This window comes from Roseateles sp. UC29_93 (genome assembly GCF_042695725.1).
Lineage (GTDB): Bacteria > Pseudomonadota > Gammaproteobacteria > Burkholderiales > Burkholderiaceae_C > Roseateles > Roseateles noduli_A.
Genome location: NZ_CP170545.1, coordinates 5192172 through 5207477 on the forward strand (window position 1 = coordinate 5192172; position 15306 = coordinate 5207477).

Sequence of the window (15306 nt, forward strand, 5' to 3'; positions counted from 1 at the left end):
CTGATCGTGGTGGAGGCGACGATCTTTGCGTCGATGGCTTTCGCGCATCTGCATGCGGCGATGAAGCTGGACGTGTGCCCACCGCCGGGAGTCGGGTTGGCGAGCCCCGCGACCTTGTTCCAGCAGACGCTGGGCTACGCGCTGAGTCTGGTGGTCGTCGTGTGGGCGGGGCTCGGCGCCAGGCGCGCGCCGGTCTCGAGGTGGCGTGCCGTACTTCTTGCACCGGCCTTCGGCCTGGCGGTGCTGGCGTTCTACAGCGGCCTGAGGACGGCCTGGCCGGCGGAACGACCGCCGACGCTGGATGCGTGGACGGGCACGCTTGCCGCGCTGCACAGCCTGCAAGGCCTGCAGATCGCTGTCGCCTCAATGCTGGCGCTGTACTACGCCGCGCGACTTGCGAGTGGCCTGATCCGTCCCCGACAGCACGCCACGCGCGAAGCGGTGGTGTTGCTGTGGGGTTGGATCTGCGTGCAGGGCGTGATCACGGTGTGGTGGCCTCGTCTCGTCGCATGAAGACGAGGGCAGCGAGCGCTTGTGGGGCCGGAATGGGGCTTGGGGTCCCTGGAGGGGCGCCCCATGCCCCGTGGAGAGCCCGCGCCAGGCTTACCGGAGTGGGCTCGCCGATCAAACCCCGAGCAGCGACACCGCCTTGGTATTGAGGTAGGCCTCGAGCGCCTCCGGCCCACCTTCCGAGCCGTAGCCCGAGTCCTTCACGCCGCCGAAGGGCATTTCCGCGGACGGCGTGGCGGGCTGGTTGACCCACAGCATCCCGACCTCCATGCGTTGCGCGAGCAGATGGGCGTTCTTGATGGACTTCGTGAACGCATACCCGGCGAGTCCGAACGGCAGCCGATTGGCTTCCGCGATGGCTTCCTCGAGCGTATCGAACCCGCGGATGGCTGCGATCGGCCCGAAGGGTTCGTCGTTGAACACGGACGCGTCGAGCGGGACATCGGCCAGGACGGTGGGGGGCGAAGAAGTTGCCGGCGCTGCCGACGCGTTCCCCGCCGGTGGCGATCTTGGCGCCGCGTTCGCGGGCTTCCGCGACGATCTTGGACATGGCGACCACGCGTCGCTCATTGGCGAGCGGTCCCAGCGTGGTGCCTTCGGCGAGCCCGTCGCCGAGCTTGAGTCCTTGGGCGTGCTTCACCAACGCCGCGGTGAACTCGTCCTTGAGGCTGTTATGGACGAGGAAGCGCGTCGGCGAAATGCAGACCTGCCCGGCGTTGCGGAACTTCGCTGCGCCGGCGGCCTTGACGGCGAGGGCGACGTCCGCGTCTTCCGCGACGATCACGGGCGCGTGCCCGCCGAGTTCCATCGTGACGCGCTTCATGTGCGCGCCGGCCAGCGCGGCGAGCTGCTTGCCGACGGGGGTGGAGCCGGTGAAGGTGACCTTGCGGATGACCGGATGGGGGATCAGGTAGCTGGAGATTTCATGCGGGTCGCCGAAGACGAGGCCGACGGTTCCGGGCGGCACGCCCGCGTCGACGAAGGTCTGCAGCAGCGCTGCGGGCGATGCGGGGGTTTCCTCCGGCGCCTTCACCAGGAAGGAGCAGCCGGTGGCCAGCGCCGCGCCGAGCTTGCGCACGATCTGGTTGACGGGGAAGTTCCAGGGCGTGAACGCGGCGATGGGCCCGACGGGTTCCTTCAGCACGAGCTGCTGCGCCGCCAGGTTGCGCGACGGCACGATGCGGCCGTAGACGCGGCGGCCTTCGTCGGCGAACCACTCGATGATGTCGGCGCCGGCGAGGACTTCCACCTTCGCTTCGCCGACCGGCTTGCCCTGCTCCTGCGTCAGCAGCTTGGCGATTTCGGGTGCGCGCTCGCGCAGCAGCGCGGCGGCGCGTCGCATCGTCGCGGCGCGCTCATGCGCGGACACGTTGCGCCAGGCCTCGAAGCCCTTCTGCGCCGCTTCGAGCGCGCGGTCCAGGTCCGACTTGCTCGCATGCGCCACCTTGCCGATCACGGCGCCGGTCGCGGGGTTGCGCACGTCGATGGTCTTGCCGCCGGCGGCGTCGACCCATTCGTTGGCGATCAGCAGGCGGGTATCGGGATAGGAAGCAGTGGTCATGGCGGGTCCTCGTGAACGTTGAGGGTGACTCTACCCGCTGGCCGCGCTCGCCGGCGCCGCGGGGGGCGCTAACCCGACGGATCGCTGGCCCATTGGACGCAGAGCGCCCGGGACGACGGGCAGGCAGGCGGATTGCCCTCCTGGCGCACCTCCACTCACGACTCACGATGCGACGGATCAAGGACCTGACCGCGAGAGCCTCGCGGATGCTCGCCACATGGCTGCTGTGCGCCGCCGTGGCGGCGATCCCGGCGTTCGCCTTGGCGCAAGACCCGGCGCCCGAGCCGACCGACCCCGCGAAGCTGCTCGACCTGGCCCGGACGGAACTCAAGGCGGCCCAGCCCAAGCCGGGCAAGGAACTGACGACCGAGGACCTGAACGCCATCAAGGACAAGGTCGAACGGGTGAAGTCGCGCATCGACCAGGCGCGCTCCGCGCTTCAGCCGAAGTTGGACGATGCCAAGAACCGGCTCGCGCAACTCGGCACGGCCCAGGCGGACGTGAAGGAAACCCCCGAGGTGACGCAGTTCGCGCGCGCAACTGGGACGCGAAGTCGCCACGATCGACGGTCAGGTGAAGGTCGCCAACGACCTCGGCGGACAGGCCGACAGCACACTGCGCAACGCCAACGCGGCCCAGCGGCTGCAGCTGAGCGCCCGTCTGGGCGAGCGCGTGCCGTCCTTGCTCCAGTCGGGCTTCTGGCGGGCGCTGGGCGCTGATCGCGCGGCCGACGTGGAACGCGCCCGCGTGTTCGGGATCGAGTTCGGGGCCTTGTGGTCCTCGGTGCCGGCCTCGGCCTGGGCGACCTTCGTCGCCGCCGTGGCGGCGTGGCTGGTCCTGTGCCTCGGCGCCCGGCGATTGACCGCGCGCCTGTGCGCGACGCGCATCCCGCCCGGTCGCCTGCGCCGGTCGCTGTTCGCGATCAGCGAGGTGATCCTGCGCACGCTGCGGCCGGGGCTGATCGCCCACGGCCTGGTGCTGACCTTGACCGCCAGCCTTGTCGACGGCGCGCCGGACGGTCCGGACTCGCTCGCCCAGTGGCTGGACACGGCGGAGATGATCGTCTGGTTCGGCGGCTTCATCGCCGGTCTCGGGGCGGCGCTGCTGATGGCGCGCAAGCCGTCGTGGCGGCTGCTGCCGGTGCCCGACATCGCCGCGTCGCGCCTGGCCTGGCTGCCGCGCACGCTCGCGGGCGCCGTCGTGCTGGGCTGGCTCTCGTCCCGCACCGCGGCGACGCTGGACTTGAGCGCGTCGGGCAACGGCGCCGTGCAGACGCTCGCGTCGCTGACCTTCATCACGGTGCTCGGAGCGGCCATCGCGCAGCTTCGCCGGCATGCCGGCGTCGCGGAGGACAACGCCGCCGTCGCCGATGCCGGTACTGGCAACCATCCAGAACTGACGATCCGTCCGTTGTGGCTGTCGGTGCTGCGCGCCGCCGCGTGGCTGACGCTGGTGGGCGCGACGCTCGCGCTGCTCACCGGCTTCGTGTCGCTGGCGATGTTCGTGCTGAACCAGGTGGTGTGGGGCTTGATCGTGATCGGCGGCGCCTACCTGCTGACGGTGCTGGTCGACGACCTCTTCATGACCCTGCTGGCGCCCTCGCCCTCGTCGGCGGCGACGTCGGTTGATGGCAGGAACGATGGCAAGGACGATGGCAAGGGCGACAACAAGGGCGGCCCGAACGCAAGACCTGGCACCTCCTCCGCCGCCGCCGACGGTCCCGCGCCGCCGCGCACGCGCGAGCAGACCGCCCTGCTGCTGTCCGCCGTCTGCCGCGTGTCGATCGCCTTCTTCGCGCTCCTGCTGCTGCTCGCGCCGTATGGCGAAGGGCCGATGGACCTGGTGCGCCGCTCCGGCAGCCTGCAGGACGGCCTCACCATCGGCACGCTGCAGCTCAACCCGATCAAGCTGCTGCAGGCGCTCGCCGTGCTGTTCGTCGGTCTGGGCGCGGTGCGGCTGCTCAAGGGCTGGCTGAACGACAGCTACATGCCGACCACGCGCATGGACGTCGGCATGCGCTCGTCCACGACGACGCTGTTCGGCTACATCGGCACCGTCGTCGCTATCGCCGCGGCATTGCGAGCGTCCGGATTCAGTATGCAGAGCGTGGCCTGGGTCGCCAGCGCGCTGTCGGTGGGCATCGGTTTCGGCCTGCAGTCGATCGTGCAGAACTTCGTCTCCGGCCTGATCCTGCTGGCCGAGCGGCCGGTGAAGGTCGGCGACTGGGTGTCGCTGTCGGGCGTGGAGGGCGACATCCGCCGCATCAGCGTGCGGGCCACCGAGATCCAGATGGGCGACCGCTCGACGGTGATCGTGCCGAATTCCGAGTTCATCACCAAGATCGTCCGCAACGTCACCTACGGCGAGTCGCTGGGCATGGTGCAGTTCAAGCTGCCGATGCCGCTGGCCACCGACACCGACCGCGTGAAGGCGCTGGTGCTGGCCGCGTTCCAGGCGCACGGCGGCGTGCTGTCCGCGCCGGCGCCGAACGTGCAGCTCGACGGCGTGGACGGGACGAACCTGGTGCTCAACGCGTCGGGTTTCGTGAACTCGCCGCGCGCGGCTTACGGCATCAAGAGCGAGCTGCTCTTCGACGTGCTGTCGCGCCTGCGCGCCGAGGGGTTGCTGCCCGGGCAGACCGCGCCGCCGCCGGCGTGAGCGCCTGAGGGCCGGAGGGCTGAATCACGCGCAGGAGCAAGGTCCGGCGACCGCCGTCACAATGGTCGCCGCCATGAAGACGCTCTTGAACGAACTCCTGAACGAACACGTCGCGCCGGTCCCGCTGAACAAGGCCTACCGGCTGCTCAACCACGGGCCGACCGTGCTGGTGTCCGCCGCGCACGGCGGCGTGCGCAACGCAATGGCCGCGGCCTGGTCCTGCGCGCTGGACTTCCAGCCGCCGAAGGTGACGGTGGTGCTCGACAAGGCGACGCGCACGCGCGAACTGGTGGAGGCCAGCGGCTTCTTCGTGCTGCAGGTGCCGACGGCCGCTCAGGCCGAGCTGACGCACCGGCTCGGCAACCGCAGCCTGCACCAGGATGCGGACAAGCTCGCCCACGCGGGGGCGAGGCTGGTCGATGTCGAGCTTCCGGCCGATGCGGGCGCCGGCCCCGGCGGCGCCGCCGCGGGTCCCGTCCCGCTGGTGGACGGCTGCGCCGCGTGGCTGGTGTGCCGGGTCTTGCCCGAGCCCCGCAACCAGTGGATCTATGACCTGTTCATCGGCGAGGTCGTCGCGGCCTGGGCCGATGCCCGCGTGTTCAGCGACGGGCATTGGCACTTCGAGTCCGCGCCGCCCGAGCTGCGCACGCTGCACTACATCGCGGGCGGCCAGTTCTACGCGATCGGGGAATCGATCGTCGTGCCGGACACGCCGGCAGCGGGTTGAACGGAGCGGATACGCGCCAGGGCGGATCGATCGCGGCCTCGCAGTGACGGCGACGTCGGACCGGTGCGGTCCGGACCGACGTGCCGACGCCGGTCAGAACCGGTGCTGGATGCCCAGGCCGACGCTGGACTGCGAATCGCCGAAGCCGTTGTCGTCGCGCGAGACGCTGACCAGTCCGCCGTCGCCCGACTTCGCCGTCGAGGCGACCGCGTAGAGGCTGGTGCGCTTGGACAGCTCGTACTTGGCGCGCAGCGCATACAGCTTCGGATCGTCGGTGCCGCTGGCGCCGCTGGAGATGTTCTGGAAGTACACGGCCGGCGTGATGCTCAGCGCGGGCGTCGCCTGCCAGGTCGCGCCCAGCCAGGTCATCGTGCTCTTCGCATCGGCGCCGCCGACCGCGAGCGCCTTCCTGTAGACGCGTTGCGCCAGGAACAGCTTGACCGGCTTCCAGTCATAGGACGCCGCCCAGTGCAGCGCCTTTTCCTTGTCGTAGCGGCCGTTGGCGGCGATCGTCGCGCCGTTGCGCTGATCGACGACCAGCGTCGCCGAGAACGGCCCCGCCGTGTACGCGCCCGCCAGCGCGAAGAAGCGGCCCGCCGAGTCCGAGCCCGTGACCTCGCCGAGCGCGTAGGTCGCGCCGACCTTCACCGGGCCGAAGGTCCCCTGGTACTTGATCAGGTTGGACATGCCCGTGGCCATCCCGTCCTTGCGCGGCAGCGTCGCGATCTGGCCCCCGGACGTGGCCCACGAGTAGAACGGCGCGTAGCCCATCGGGTCGAACGGCAGCAGGAAGTCGTAGGTGGTGGTGTAGGAACGGCCGGCGACGACGCGGCCGAATTCCCCCTCCAGGCCGACGTTGGCCTGGCGGCCCCAGTAGGACGAGCCCGCCATGCCGGTGTCGAAGGCGACCTCGGCCTCGAGCTGGAACACGGCCTTCAAGCCGCCGCCGAGGTCCTCGGCGCCGCGCAGGCCCCAGCGGGAGGTGTTCATGCCGCCCGACGTCAGGCCGAAGCGGTGGTCGCCGGCGGCGTTCATGTGGTCGCGGTATTCCAGCAGGACATCGGCGATGCCGTAGACCGTGACGCTGCTCTGCGCGAAGGCGGACGGTGTCGCGCACAGGGCCAACAGGCCGGCGGCGCACAGGGTGTTCAGTCGGATCGGGGTCTTGCGGGAGGATGTCAAGGGAGTCTCCTTGTTGTCGTTGAAAAATCCGGACGCAGGGGCGCCAGCGGTCCTCACGCGGTGAGGCCCGGGCCTGGGGGAATCGGAGGGACGGGAAGCGGGACCGGCGCTTCGACGCGCTCAGCGTCTGAGACCGAAACGGGTGGCGAGCTCGACGTACTCGCGGTTCTGCCGGTCGATGACGTCGCGCAACGCCGGGCCGGTGAGCGCGAGCGGGAACAGCCCGTGGCGCGCGCGGACCTCGGCGAAGGCCGGCGCGGCCATCAGGTGGTCGAAGGTGGCGGTCCACGCGGCGACGTCGCCGTCCGAGACCTTCGGCCCGACATAGAAACCGCGGATCGCGGGCCAGACGATGTCGACGCCCTGCTCGCGCGCCGTCGGCACGCCGGACAGCGGGCCGGGCAGGCGCTGGTCGGCGAGCACCGCCAGCGCGCGGAAGGGGCTGCCGGCGCCGAGCTTGTCGAAGACCTCGGACGCGTCGCCCATGTAGACCTGGACGTGGCCGCCCTTGAGCGCGGCGATGGCTTCGCCGCCGCCCTCGAAGGCGACGAAACGCATCGACTTGTGGTCCACGCCGCCGGCCCCGGCGACCAGCGCCGACTTGACCCAGTCCTGGCTGCCGATCGTGCCGCCGGCGGCGAAGCTGATCCGGCCCGGATCGGCCTTCAGCGCGGCGAGCAGCTCGGGCAGTGTCTTCCACGGCGACTGCCGGCCGACCAGGACCACGCCGTAGTCGACGCCGATGGCGGCGATCCAGCGCACGTCGTCGACGCTGCGCTTGCCGAAGCGGCCATGCGAGAGGTTCAGCAGCGAGCCGCTGGAGAAGGCCACCAGCGTGCGCGGCTCGGCGGGGCGGCGCGTGACGATCTGGTCGAAGGCGATCGCGCCGACGCCGCCCGGCATGTAGCTGATGCGCATCGGCGTCGTCGTGAGGCCGGCCTGCTGGAACGCAGCCTGCGCGAGCTTGCAGCTCTGGTCGAAGCCGCCGCCGGGCTTGGCGGGGGCGATGCATTCGGGCGCGGTGTCGCCGCCCGGCATCGGCGCGATGGCGGGCGTCCTGGCGGGCGCCGAGGCGCCACGGCCCGGCTGCGCCGCGACACCGGCGGACGCGGTCAGCCAGACAGCCGCCATGAGCGTGGCCGCCCAGGTCGAGATCGATCGCATGTCTAGTCTCCTCGCGGTGGTCTGTATCGCCGCCGGCCGTCGTCGATCGCGAATGCTCGCGCATCGTCGACAGGGCCGCGCGGTCGCCCGCCACCTGCTGGTGACGAACTCTAGGAAAGCGGCGCTTTCAACCGGCTTTCAGCGTGAAAGGAATATCCGCCGTCGCGCGCAGCGGAAGCCGCAGCGTGACGGTGGTACCGCGCTCCAGGCCGTCGGCGTCAAGACGCGCCGCCGCGATCTCCATGTCACCGAGGTGGCGACGGACGATCGCCCGCACGATGGCCAGGCCCAGTCCCGAGCCCGGCAGGTCCACGTTGCTGCCGCGGAAGAAGCGCTCGCCCGCGCGCGGCCGCTCGTCGGCGGGAATGCCGGGGCCGTCGTCGACGACACGGATCACGGCCCAGTGCGCGCGTTCTCCGCTCTCTCCGCTCTTTCCGCTCTCTCCGCTCTGCACGCCCTGCCCGGCTGCCTGGTGTGCCTGCCTGCGTTCCACCCCGACCTGCAGCGTCACCGCACCGCCGCGCGGCGTGTAGCGCAGCGCGTTGTGCAGCAGGTTCAGCAGCGCCTCGCGCAACTGACCTTCGTGGCCCAGCACGACGATGTCCCCACCCATGTGATCGAAGCCGAGGTCGATGCCCTGCTCCCGCGCCAGCGGCCAGGATTCGCGCGCGCAGCGATCGGCCAGACGGTCCAGCGCCAGCGGCGTCATCGCCACCGCCGCGGTATCGGCGCGGGCCAGCGCCAGCATCTGGTTGGTGCGACGCACGGTGTCGTCGATCTGGCCCTTGAGCGCGGCCAGCGCTTCGGCGAGCCGCTCCGGGTCGCGCTCGCGACGCGCGTAACCCACCATCGTGGCCAGCGTCGCCAACGGCGTGCGCAACTGGTGCGAGGCGTCGTCGACGAAACGCCGTCGGCCGTCGATCAACTCGCGCTGCCGGGCGAGGTGATGGTTGATCGCGCGCACCAGCGGCGCGGCGTCGGCGGGCACCTCGGTCTCGTCGACGGGCGACAGGTCGTCGTCGGCACGCGCCTCGACCTCCCGCCGCAGCCGCTCCAGCGGCCGCAGCGCCCAGCCGATCACCAGCGCCAGGGTGCCGGCGACGATGGACACGGTCAGCAGGTCGCGCCACACCGCCTGCAGCAGCAGCGCGCGCGAGAACGCGTTGCGCGAGTTGGTGCTCTCGGCCACCTGGATGATCATCCGTCGGCCGGGACGTTCGGGATCGAGCTCGCGCGCCCACGCGCCCACGCGCACCGGGGCGCCGAAGTACTCGGCATCGATGAAGCGCGGCACGCCGGTCTTCAGCGGCTGGCCGGGCAGCGGCAGGCCGGCGTTGCCGATCTCGACGAGGCCGTCCTCGGTGCTGACGCGGAAGAAGACCTGCCCGCTGGCGGTGAGCTCGAAGAACTCCAGCAGCCGGTACGGCATCTCGACGGACAGGCCGCCGGTCTCGGTGGAGACGTTGCTGTCGATCGCCTTGATCGCGCCGAGCAGCGAGCGGTCGTAGGCGGAGTTGGCCGCCTGCAGCGCGGTGCCCCAGGTCAGCGCCAGCTCGATGCCGACGGCGGCCAGCATCACCGGCAGCACCAGCGCAAGCAGCGTGCGGCGGACGCTGAAACGGTGCCAGCGGGTCGGGAGCGAGGGCCAGCGGAGGCCGAGGCGTTTCACATCGCTTCCAGCACGTAGCCCAGGCCGCGCAATGTGGTGATGCGGACCTTGCCGGACTCGATGCGGCGGCGCAGCCGGTGGACGAGGACCTCGACGGCCTCGGGCCGGACGTCCTGCTCGTCGGAGAACAGGCGCTCCAGGATTTCCTGCTTGGACATGGGCTCGCCGCTGTGCTGGATCAGCGTGCGCAGGACCGCGTGCTCGCGCGGCGACAGCGCCAGCGGTTCGCGGTCCAGCGTGAAGAGCTTGGAGGCCGCGTCGTAGACCAGTGGGCCGCAGGCGAAGCGCGGCTGATCGCGACCGCGGGAGCGGCGGATCAGCGCGATCAGTCGGGCTTCGAGTTCCTGCAACTCGAACGGCTTGGCGAGGAAGTCGTCGGCGCCTTCATGCAGCGTGCTGACGCGTTCCATCAGCGAGTCGCGGGCGGTCAGCACCAGCACGGGGACGCGCGAATCGGCGTCCCGCAGCCGCGCCAGCACCTCGTGGCCGCCCAGTCCGGGCAGTCCGAGGTCCAGGACCATCGCGTCGTAGCGGGTGGCGGCCAGTTGGTTCAGCACCAGCCGGCCGTCGTCGACCCAGTCGACGACGAAGTCGTTCTGGGCAAGCGCCTTCACCAGCCAGTCGGCCAGGGGCTTTTCGTCTTCGACGAGGAGGATCCGCATGGCGCGCGATGCTAGCGCGGCGGTTTACGGTGGCGGCTAGTGTCTTCCCACATTCCACCGGGGAAAGCGATCGTCACACGGCACGTTGGCCGCCCTCTGTGTCTTCAGGATTGCCATCGCTTTTGCCGGAGTCTTCCGACATCTCCCACCAACCCAGTTTGAACATCACGAAACCTGCAATACCAAGAAGGATGGCATACACCACACCGGCCGCTGCCCACGAGATCAGGAATTCACGCAACATGAAAGGCCTTCACAAATAGAAAGTAATGCCCATAGGCGTTGAAAATCACCAACCACCACATCGCCAAGAAGGAAAGAACCTGGCGAAATCGTCCTTGCCCGTTGTGAGCCGCCACCATCATGAGCGGCTCGAGCCAGCGGACGATGACCATCCAGATCGCCATCGAAACGAAGATCAAGGCCGGTACGACCGGAGGCAGGAGTGCTCGGACGGCCTCGTTGGGTGTGTTGCAGACCACGTCTCGAATTGAAATGGCCGATGCCCCGTCAAATACCAGAAAGAGCAGCGCCGAGTCGGCGGCGGAACTGAGTAACGCGGACCTCCCCCGAAGCGTCATATTCAGAATCCATGTGACTGCTGGCGGGCAGATTCCGGCGAGCCAATAGGCCAGTACTTCTGACGTCATGGGTACTCCAAAGGTCATCCGATGCATCAGATCCTATGACTGCGCGAGATACCCGAAAACGAGTCCACCCCGCGTTTTGCGAGGTTCTTGCCATCAAAACACTGCAAACAAGTAGTCCGGCGTCACCGCGGGACAAAGTGGGGCTAGCAAGACGCGCCGGATGCGTCGTGGATCGATGAGGGAATGGCCTTGTTCAGGCGTGTCGGAGGCAGCAGCGCGGGCCACCCGGGCCCGGACACGCGCCGTCTCCCGACGGCACGGCTTCGCGCCGCACCGCGGTCGCGAGGCTCCTCCGGCTGGCGCTGCGCAGCGCCAGGAACGGCATGGGATGCGGGAACCTCCCCGCCGCGGCCCGCGACGACATCGCGGATCGCCGACAGCGGCGGGTGAGTCCCGCTCAGGCGGACAGGCCGCGCGCCGCGTCGATCGTCGCGATCGCCTCGACCGTGTCGCCGTGGCGGACCAGCCAGCTGACCTTCTCCAGCTGGCGCAGATCCCGGGAGTTGTCCGGGTCGCGTTGCGCCATCAGTTGACGACGCACGTCGCGCAACAGATGCATCGCGTTGTCCTGGTGATCGCAGTAGAGCTCGACCTGCACCGCGCGCAGTTGCTGCTGGATCGTCGCGCGGCGCTCCGACCGGCGCGCCATGTCATCGGGATTCGTCGAGGCCTGGGCCGACGCCGCCGCGAATGCGGCGACCATGGCGAGGATCGGGGTGGACTTGCTCATGTGCATCTCCTTCGGCTCGGCGGGCTCCGCGCCGGTGGCGTCTCGGGAAAGGCGTCGCCGTGGGCCGCGGGGCCGGTCGGGCCGATTGCGTCAAACATCGTGTTGCCCTGGGCGTAAGGTGCGCCCACCGAATTAGGGCGTCCTTAAGAAAACCGTCTGACGGGCGCTGGAAAACCTGTCGCGGCGCTGCACGCCCCAGGTTTTACGCGGCGGCAACGTCGTCGTCACGGACCGTCACAGAGGCGGCTCCGGAGGAGGTCGTTCGCCTCGCCTGTCCGGACGTCCGCGGGGGCGGACGGTCCGTTTGTATGCCAGTGTGTCCAACGGCTGCCGCGACACGCGCCGCGCCAATTCGCCCGGGGGGTCACACATCGTCGATACATCGGCCCGTTGCAATGCAGGTCATGCAGCGAGTGACGCTGTGCCACTGGAGTCCGACATGCCCCCGACCACCGATCACGTCCAGGTCCTCTACACCGCCCACACGCACACGACCGGCGGTCGCGACGGCCGCGGCCAGTCCGACGACAGCCGTCTCGACGTCCAGCTGGGGTCGCCCGGCACGTCGCGGCCCGGCACGAATCCGGAACAGCTGTTCGCGGTCGGCTGGTCCGCCTGCTTCATCGGGGCGATGGGCCTGGCCGCCCACGCGATCGGCGTACGGCTGCCCGCGGAGGCCGCCGTCGACGCGTCGGTCGACCTCAACAAGGGCGCCGATGGTTACTTCCTGAGCGCCAAGCTGCGGGTCAGCCTGCCCGGCCTGCCCCGCGACACGGCCTACGAGCTGATCAAGCGCGCCCACGAGACCTGCCCCTACTCGAAGATGACGCGCGGCAACATCAACGTCGGCCTCGAACTGGTCTGAGCTGGCGACAACACGGGATGCACCTCATGAAGCGATGGCTGCTCGCCCTGCTCTTCCTCCTCGGCGGCGCGGCGCATGAGGTGCGCCATCCGCTGCAGTGCACCGCGGTCACGAGCGGGGCCGGCCCCTCGGGAAGACGCCGGCCCGCCTCCTGAGGGTCGCACCGGCGCGGGGACACGGACACCGGGGCATCAACGCTGGGGCATCAACGCTCGGTATAGTGACTTTCACCATCACCCCGCCGCGCGCTGCTTCGGCCATGAGCCCCGTTCCCCCTGCCCCGTCCCCTGACGACCTCCCCGACGTCCTTTCCGACGTTCTCCCTGCCGTTCCCCCGGCGGTTTCTTCCGCCTTCACCATCCGGGCCTTCCACGACGACCGGACCGGCACGGTCAGCTACGTGCTGGCCGACCCCGCGACCCGCCAGGCGGCGATCGTCGATCCGGTGCTGGACTTCGACCTGAAGTCCGGCCGCACCGCGACCACGCAGGCCGATCGCCTGCTGGCGCACGTCGCGCAGGCGGGGCTCACGGTGCAGTGGATCCTCGAGACCCACGCGCATGCGGATCACCTGTCGGCGGCGAGGCATCTGCAGGCGCATGTCGGCGGCCGCATCGCCATCGGCGAACACATCCGCGAGGTGCAGGCGGTGTTCCGCAAGCTCTACAACCTGGAGCGCGATTTCCTGCCCGACGGCCGCCAGTTCGACCACCTGTTCCGCGACGGCGAGACGTTCAAGATCGGCGGCATCGAGGCGCAGGCACTGCTCGTGCCGGGACATACGCCGGCCTGCATGGCCTACCGCATCCGGGGTGGCCTCGAGACACGCCGTGAGACCGGCCTTGAGAAAGGCGGTCAGGAAGGCGGTGAGTCAGGCGCTGAGTCAGGGGGTGAGGCAGGCAGCCAGGACGTGGTCTTCGTCGGCGACACGATGTTCATGCCCGATGTCGGGACCGCGCGCGCGGACTTCCCCGGCGGCGACGCGGCGACGCTGTACCGCTCCATCCGCCGCCTGCTGGCGCTGCCGCCCGCGACGCGGCTCTTTGTCTGCCACGACTATCCGCCCGAAGGCCGCGCGCCGGCCTGGGAAACGACGGTCGCCGAGCAGCGCGCCCGCAATATCCACGTCCATGACGGCGTCAGCGAAGCCGAGTTCGTCGCGCTGCGCACCGGGCGCGACGCCCAGCTGGACGTGCCGGCGCTGATCCTGCCCTCGATCCAGATCAACATCCGCGCCGGCCAGATGCCGCCCGCCGAGGACAACGGCGTCAGCTACCTGAAGATTCCGCTGAACACGCTGAGCCGGCAATGACGGACGGTGACCGGCGCTGATCCGGGGCCGGTCAGTGCCCGCCCGCGGCGGCGGCTTGATCCTCGCGGTCGACCGTCACCGGAAACGGCGCCAGCCACGCCAGCACGATCGGCGGGATCGAGAACACCAGCACCCAGCCGAAGAAGCTCGCGTAATGCTGGCCCAGGCCCGCGTAGAGCCAGCCGCTGACGCTGCCCGTCGTCCACCTCGTCAGCGCCATCACGCCGGTGGCCATCGCGTAGTGGGTCATCTTGAAGGGCCCCGGCGCGATTTGCTGCATCATGTACAGCATGTGCCCGACGGAGCCCATGCCGAAGCCGAACTTCTCGATGGCGACTACGGCGCCGATCCACCACAGGTCCGTCGGCATCGCGTGGCTGAGGTAGTAGTAGGTCAGGTGCGGCAGGTTGAGCGCGACCGCCAGCAGCAGGAACGAGCGTCGCAGCGTCATCTTCGCGGCGATGAAGCCGCCCAGGAAGGCGCCCGCGATGAACGCGATCGTGCCGGCGCTGCCGTAGATGTGGCCCAGCGCCGCGTTGTCCAGGCCGAGCCCGCCCGCCGAGCGCGGATCCAGCAGGAACAGCGGCCCGAACTTCTCGATGAAACCCTCGCCGAAGCGGTAGAAGAAGACCACGGCCAGCATCATCCAGATCGACGGCTTCTGGAACAGCGTGACCCACGACTGCCGCAGCGACACCATCGCGCTGGCCAGGTCCTGCCCCTGCACCACCGACGGCGCGCCCGTCGGCAACACGCGCAGATGCCACAGCCCGAAGCCGCCCATCATCGCCGCCGCGCCCAGCATCACGGCCATCCAGCACTGCACCCAGCTCCAGCCCAGCGAGCCGTGCAGCCAGCCCGTCAGCGACACCAGCAAGCCCGACGCCACCACCGCGCCCAGGTTCCAGCACATGCCCTGCACCCCGGCGTAGCGCGCCTGCTCGCGGGGGTTCATCGTGGTCATGAACACCCCGTCGGCCACGATGTCCTGCGTCGCCGAGGCGAAGCCCGTGATCCAGAAGAAGGCCAGCGACGCGCGGAAGAAGCCGTCCAGCGGCAGGCAGAACGCGACGGCGCCGATCGACGCCATCATCAGGAACTGCATCGCGATCACCCACCAGCGCTTGGTCCGGTAGGGCTCCAGCAGCGGCGACCACAAGGGCTTGAGCACCCACGGCAGGTACATCTGCGAGGTGTAGAGCGCGATGTCCTCGTTGGACACGCCCAGGTTCTTGTACAGGATGGCCGCGACCAGGCCGACCAGCACGTTCGGCAGGCCCATCGCCAGGTACAGGGAGGGCACCCAGGTCAGCGGATGACGGGCCTGCACCGCGGCGGCCTCGCCGCCCGGCGCCTCGCCCAGCGGCGTGTGGCCCAACGGCGTGTCGCCCGGACCCGCGGGCGCGCCGCTGCCGGCGACCTGGGATAGATCTGCACTCATCGACTGTCTCCTCTTATGGATGCGGAGCATAGAGCACCCTGACAACGCTGTCATACGGGCAAGTGCGGAGTCTCCGGACGCTCGTCCGGCGTCGTGCGTTCGCACGATCGTCCGTGAAGGACTTCGCAACGGGTCACAGGACGTGGGGACGCTGGCTTCACACCGTGTTCAGGGG

The 15306-nt window shown here is 69.7% G+C and carries 14 protein-coding genes and 1 pseudogene; 6 read left to right on the forward strand and 9 right to left on the reverse strand.

The window, feature by feature from the left end; genetic code table 11:
- Positions 1-624: 624 nt before the first annotated feature.
- Positions 625-2071, reverse strand: a pseudogene (locus ACFJIX_RS24070) (NAD-dependent succinate-semialdehyde dehydrogenase).
- Positions 2072-2277: 206 nt separating this feature from the next.
- Between ACFJIX_RS24070 and ACFJIX_RS24075 the strand changes: the two are divergent.
- The 3 genes from ACFJIX_RS24075 to ACFJIX_RS24085 all read left to right on the forward strand — a co-directional run bounded on the left by ACFJIX_RS24075 (position 2278) and on the right by ACFJIX_RS24085 (position 5456).
- On the forward strand, positions 2278-2790 hold the full coding sequence (locus ACFJIX_RS24075; RefSeq protein ID WP_377155178.1) for a hypothetical protein: 513 nt from the start codon (positions 2278-2280) through the stop codon (positions 2788-2790).
- A complete protein-coding gene (locus ACFJIX_RS24080) occupies positions 2687-4729 on the forward strand; it encodes a mechanosensitive ion channel family protein (protein WP_377161933.1) in 2043 nt (680 codons plus the stop codon). Before ACFJIX_RS24075 ends, ACFJIX_RS24080 begins: the two co-directional genes overlap by 104 nt.
- 97 nt (positions 4730-4826) lie before the next feature.
- The gene (locus ACFJIX_RS24085; protein ID WP_377161935.1) at positions 4827-5456 is read left to right on the forward strand and encodes a flavin reductase family protein; all 630 of its coding nucleotides are present in this window, start codon (positions 4827-4829) and stop codon (positions 5454-5456) included.
- 93 nt (positions 5457-5549) lie between these two features.
- On the opposite strand, the gene ACFJIX_RS24090 is transcribed toward ACFJIX_RS24085, so the two are convergent.
- From ACFJIX_RS24090 to ACFJIX_RS24120, 7 genes are all read right to left on the reverse strand, one after another.
- Positions 5550-6638: a porin gene (locus ACFJIX_RS24090; protein WP_377155179.1), complete on the reverse strand. Its 1089-nt coding sequence runs from the start codon at positions 6636-6638 to the stop codon at positions 5550-5552.
- Positions 6639-6758: 120 nt separating this feature from the next.
- Complete coding sequence (locus ACFJIX_RS24095; protein WP_377155180.1) at positions 6759-7802, reverse strand: tripartite tricarboxylate transporter substrate binding protein; 1044 nt, start codon at positions 7800-7802, stop codon at positions 6759-6761.
- Positions 7803-7929: 127 nt separating this feature from the next.
- Entirely contained in the window at positions 7930-9471 is a 1542-nt protein-coding gene (locus tag ACFJIX_RS24100) for a sensor histidine kinase N-terminal domain-containing protein (RefSeq protein ID WP_377155181.1), read from the reverse strand.
- The gene (locus ACFJIX_RS24105) at positions 9468-10133 is read right to left on the reverse strand and encodes a response regulator (protein ID WP_377155182.1); all 666 of its coding nucleotides are present in this window, start codon (positions 10131-10133) and stop codon (positions 9468-9470) included. Before ACFJIX_RS24105 ends, ACFJIX_RS24100 begins: the two co-directional genes overlap by 4 nt.
- Before the next feature lie 73 nt (positions 10134-10206).
- Complete coding sequence (locus ACFJIX_RS24110; RefSeq protein ID WP_377155183.1) at positions 10207-10377, reverse strand: hypothetical protein; 171 nt, start codon at positions 10375-10377, stop codon at positions 10207-10209.
- A complete protein-coding gene (locus tag ACFJIX_RS24115) occupies positions 10367-10783 on the reverse strand; it encodes a hypothetical protein (protein WP_377155184.1) in 417 nt (138 codons plus the stop codon). Before ACFJIX_RS24115 ends, ACFJIX_RS24110 begins: the two co-directional genes overlap by 11 nt.
- 397 nt (positions 10784-11180) lie before the next feature.
- Positions 11181-11513 (reverse strand): hypothetical protein, encoded by a 333-nt coding sequence (locus ACFJIX_RS24120; RefSeq protein WP_377155185.1) that lies wholly within the window; start codon positions 11511-11513, stop codon positions 11181-11183.
- 439 nt (positions 11514-11952) lie between these two features.
- Here ACFJIX_RS24120 and ACFJIX_RS24125 point away from each other — a divergent pair, with 439 nt between their 5' ends.
- From ACFJIX_RS24125 to ACFJIX_RS24135, 3 genes are all read left to right on the forward strand, one after another.
- Entirely contained in the window at positions 11953-12378 is a 426-nt protein-coding gene (locus ACFJIX_RS24125; protein ID WP_377155186.1) for an organic hydroperoxide resistance protein, read from the forward strand.
- 26 nt (positions 12379-12404) lie between these two features.
- The gene (locus tag ACFJIX_RS24130; RefSeq protein ID WP_377155187.1) at positions 12405-12533 is read left to right on the forward strand and encodes a hypothetical protein; all 129 of its coding nucleotides are present in this window, start codon (positions 12405-12407) and stop codon (positions 12531-12533) included.
- Between the two features lie 104 nt (positions 12534-12637).
- Positions 12638-13690, forward strand: a complete 1053-nt coding sequence (locus ACFJIX_RS24135; protein WP_377155188.1) for an MBL fold metallo-hydrolase — start codon at positions 12638-12640, stop codon at positions 13688-13690.
- A 31-nt stretch (positions 13691-13721) separates the two neighbouring features.
- Here ACFJIX_RS24135 and ACFJIX_RS24140 read toward each other — a convergent pair whose 3' ends face one another.
- Positions 13722-15131 carry an MFS transporter gene (locus ACFJIX_RS24140; protein WP_377155189.1) on the reverse strand — a complete coding sequence of 470 codons (1410 nt, stop codon included), beginning with the start codon at positions 15129-15131 and terminating at the stop codon, positions 13722-13724.
- Positions 15132-15306: the final 175 nt, after the last annotated feature.

Excerpts from the sequence above, each read along its gene's own strand:
- ACFJIX_RS24105 (WP_377155182.1), bottom strand. The coding sequence starts at position 10,133 with ATGCGGATCCTCCTCGTCGAAGACGAAAAGCCCCTGGCCGACTGGCTG.
- ACFJIX_RS24140 (WP_377155189.1), bottom strand. The coding sequence starts at position 15,131 with ATGAGTGCAGATCTATCCCAGGTCGCCGGCAGCGGCGCGCCCGCGGGT.
- ACFJIX_RS24130 (WP_377155187.1), top strand. The coding sequence starts at position 12,405 with ATGAAGCGATGGCTGCTCGCCCTGCTCTTCCTCCTCGGCGGCGCGGCG.
- ACFJIX_RS24125 (WP_377155186.1), top strand. The coding sequence starts at position 11,953 with ATGCCCCCGACCACCGATCACGTCCAGGTCCTCTACACCGCCCACACG.
- ACFJIX_RS24135 (WP_377155188.1), top strand. The coding sequence starts at position 12,638 with ATGAGCCCCGTTCCCCCTGCCCCGTCCCCTGACGACCTCCCCGACGTC.
- ACFJIX_RS24075 (WP_377155178.1), top strand. The coding sequence starts at position 2,278 with ATGCTCGCCACATGGCTGCTGTGCGCCGCCGTGGCGGCGATCCCGGCG.
- ACFJIX_RS24115 (WP_377155184.1), bottom strand. The coding sequence starts at position 10,783 with ATGACGTCAGAAGTACTGGCCTATTGGCTCGCCGGAATCTGCCCGCCA.
- ACFJIX_RS24110 (WP_377155183.1), bottom strand. The coding sequence starts at position 10,377 with ATGTTGCGTGAATTCCTGATCTCGTGGGCAGCGGCCGGTGTGGTGTAT.
- ACFJIX_RS24120 (WP_377155185.1), bottom strand. The coding sequence starts at position 11,513 with ATGAGCAAGTCCACCCCGATCCTCGCCATGGTCGCCGCATTCGCGGCG.
- ACFJIX_RS24095 (WP_377155180.1), bottom strand. The coding sequence starts at position 7,802 with ATGCGATCGATCTCGACCTGGGCGGCCACGCTCATGGCGGCTGTCTGG.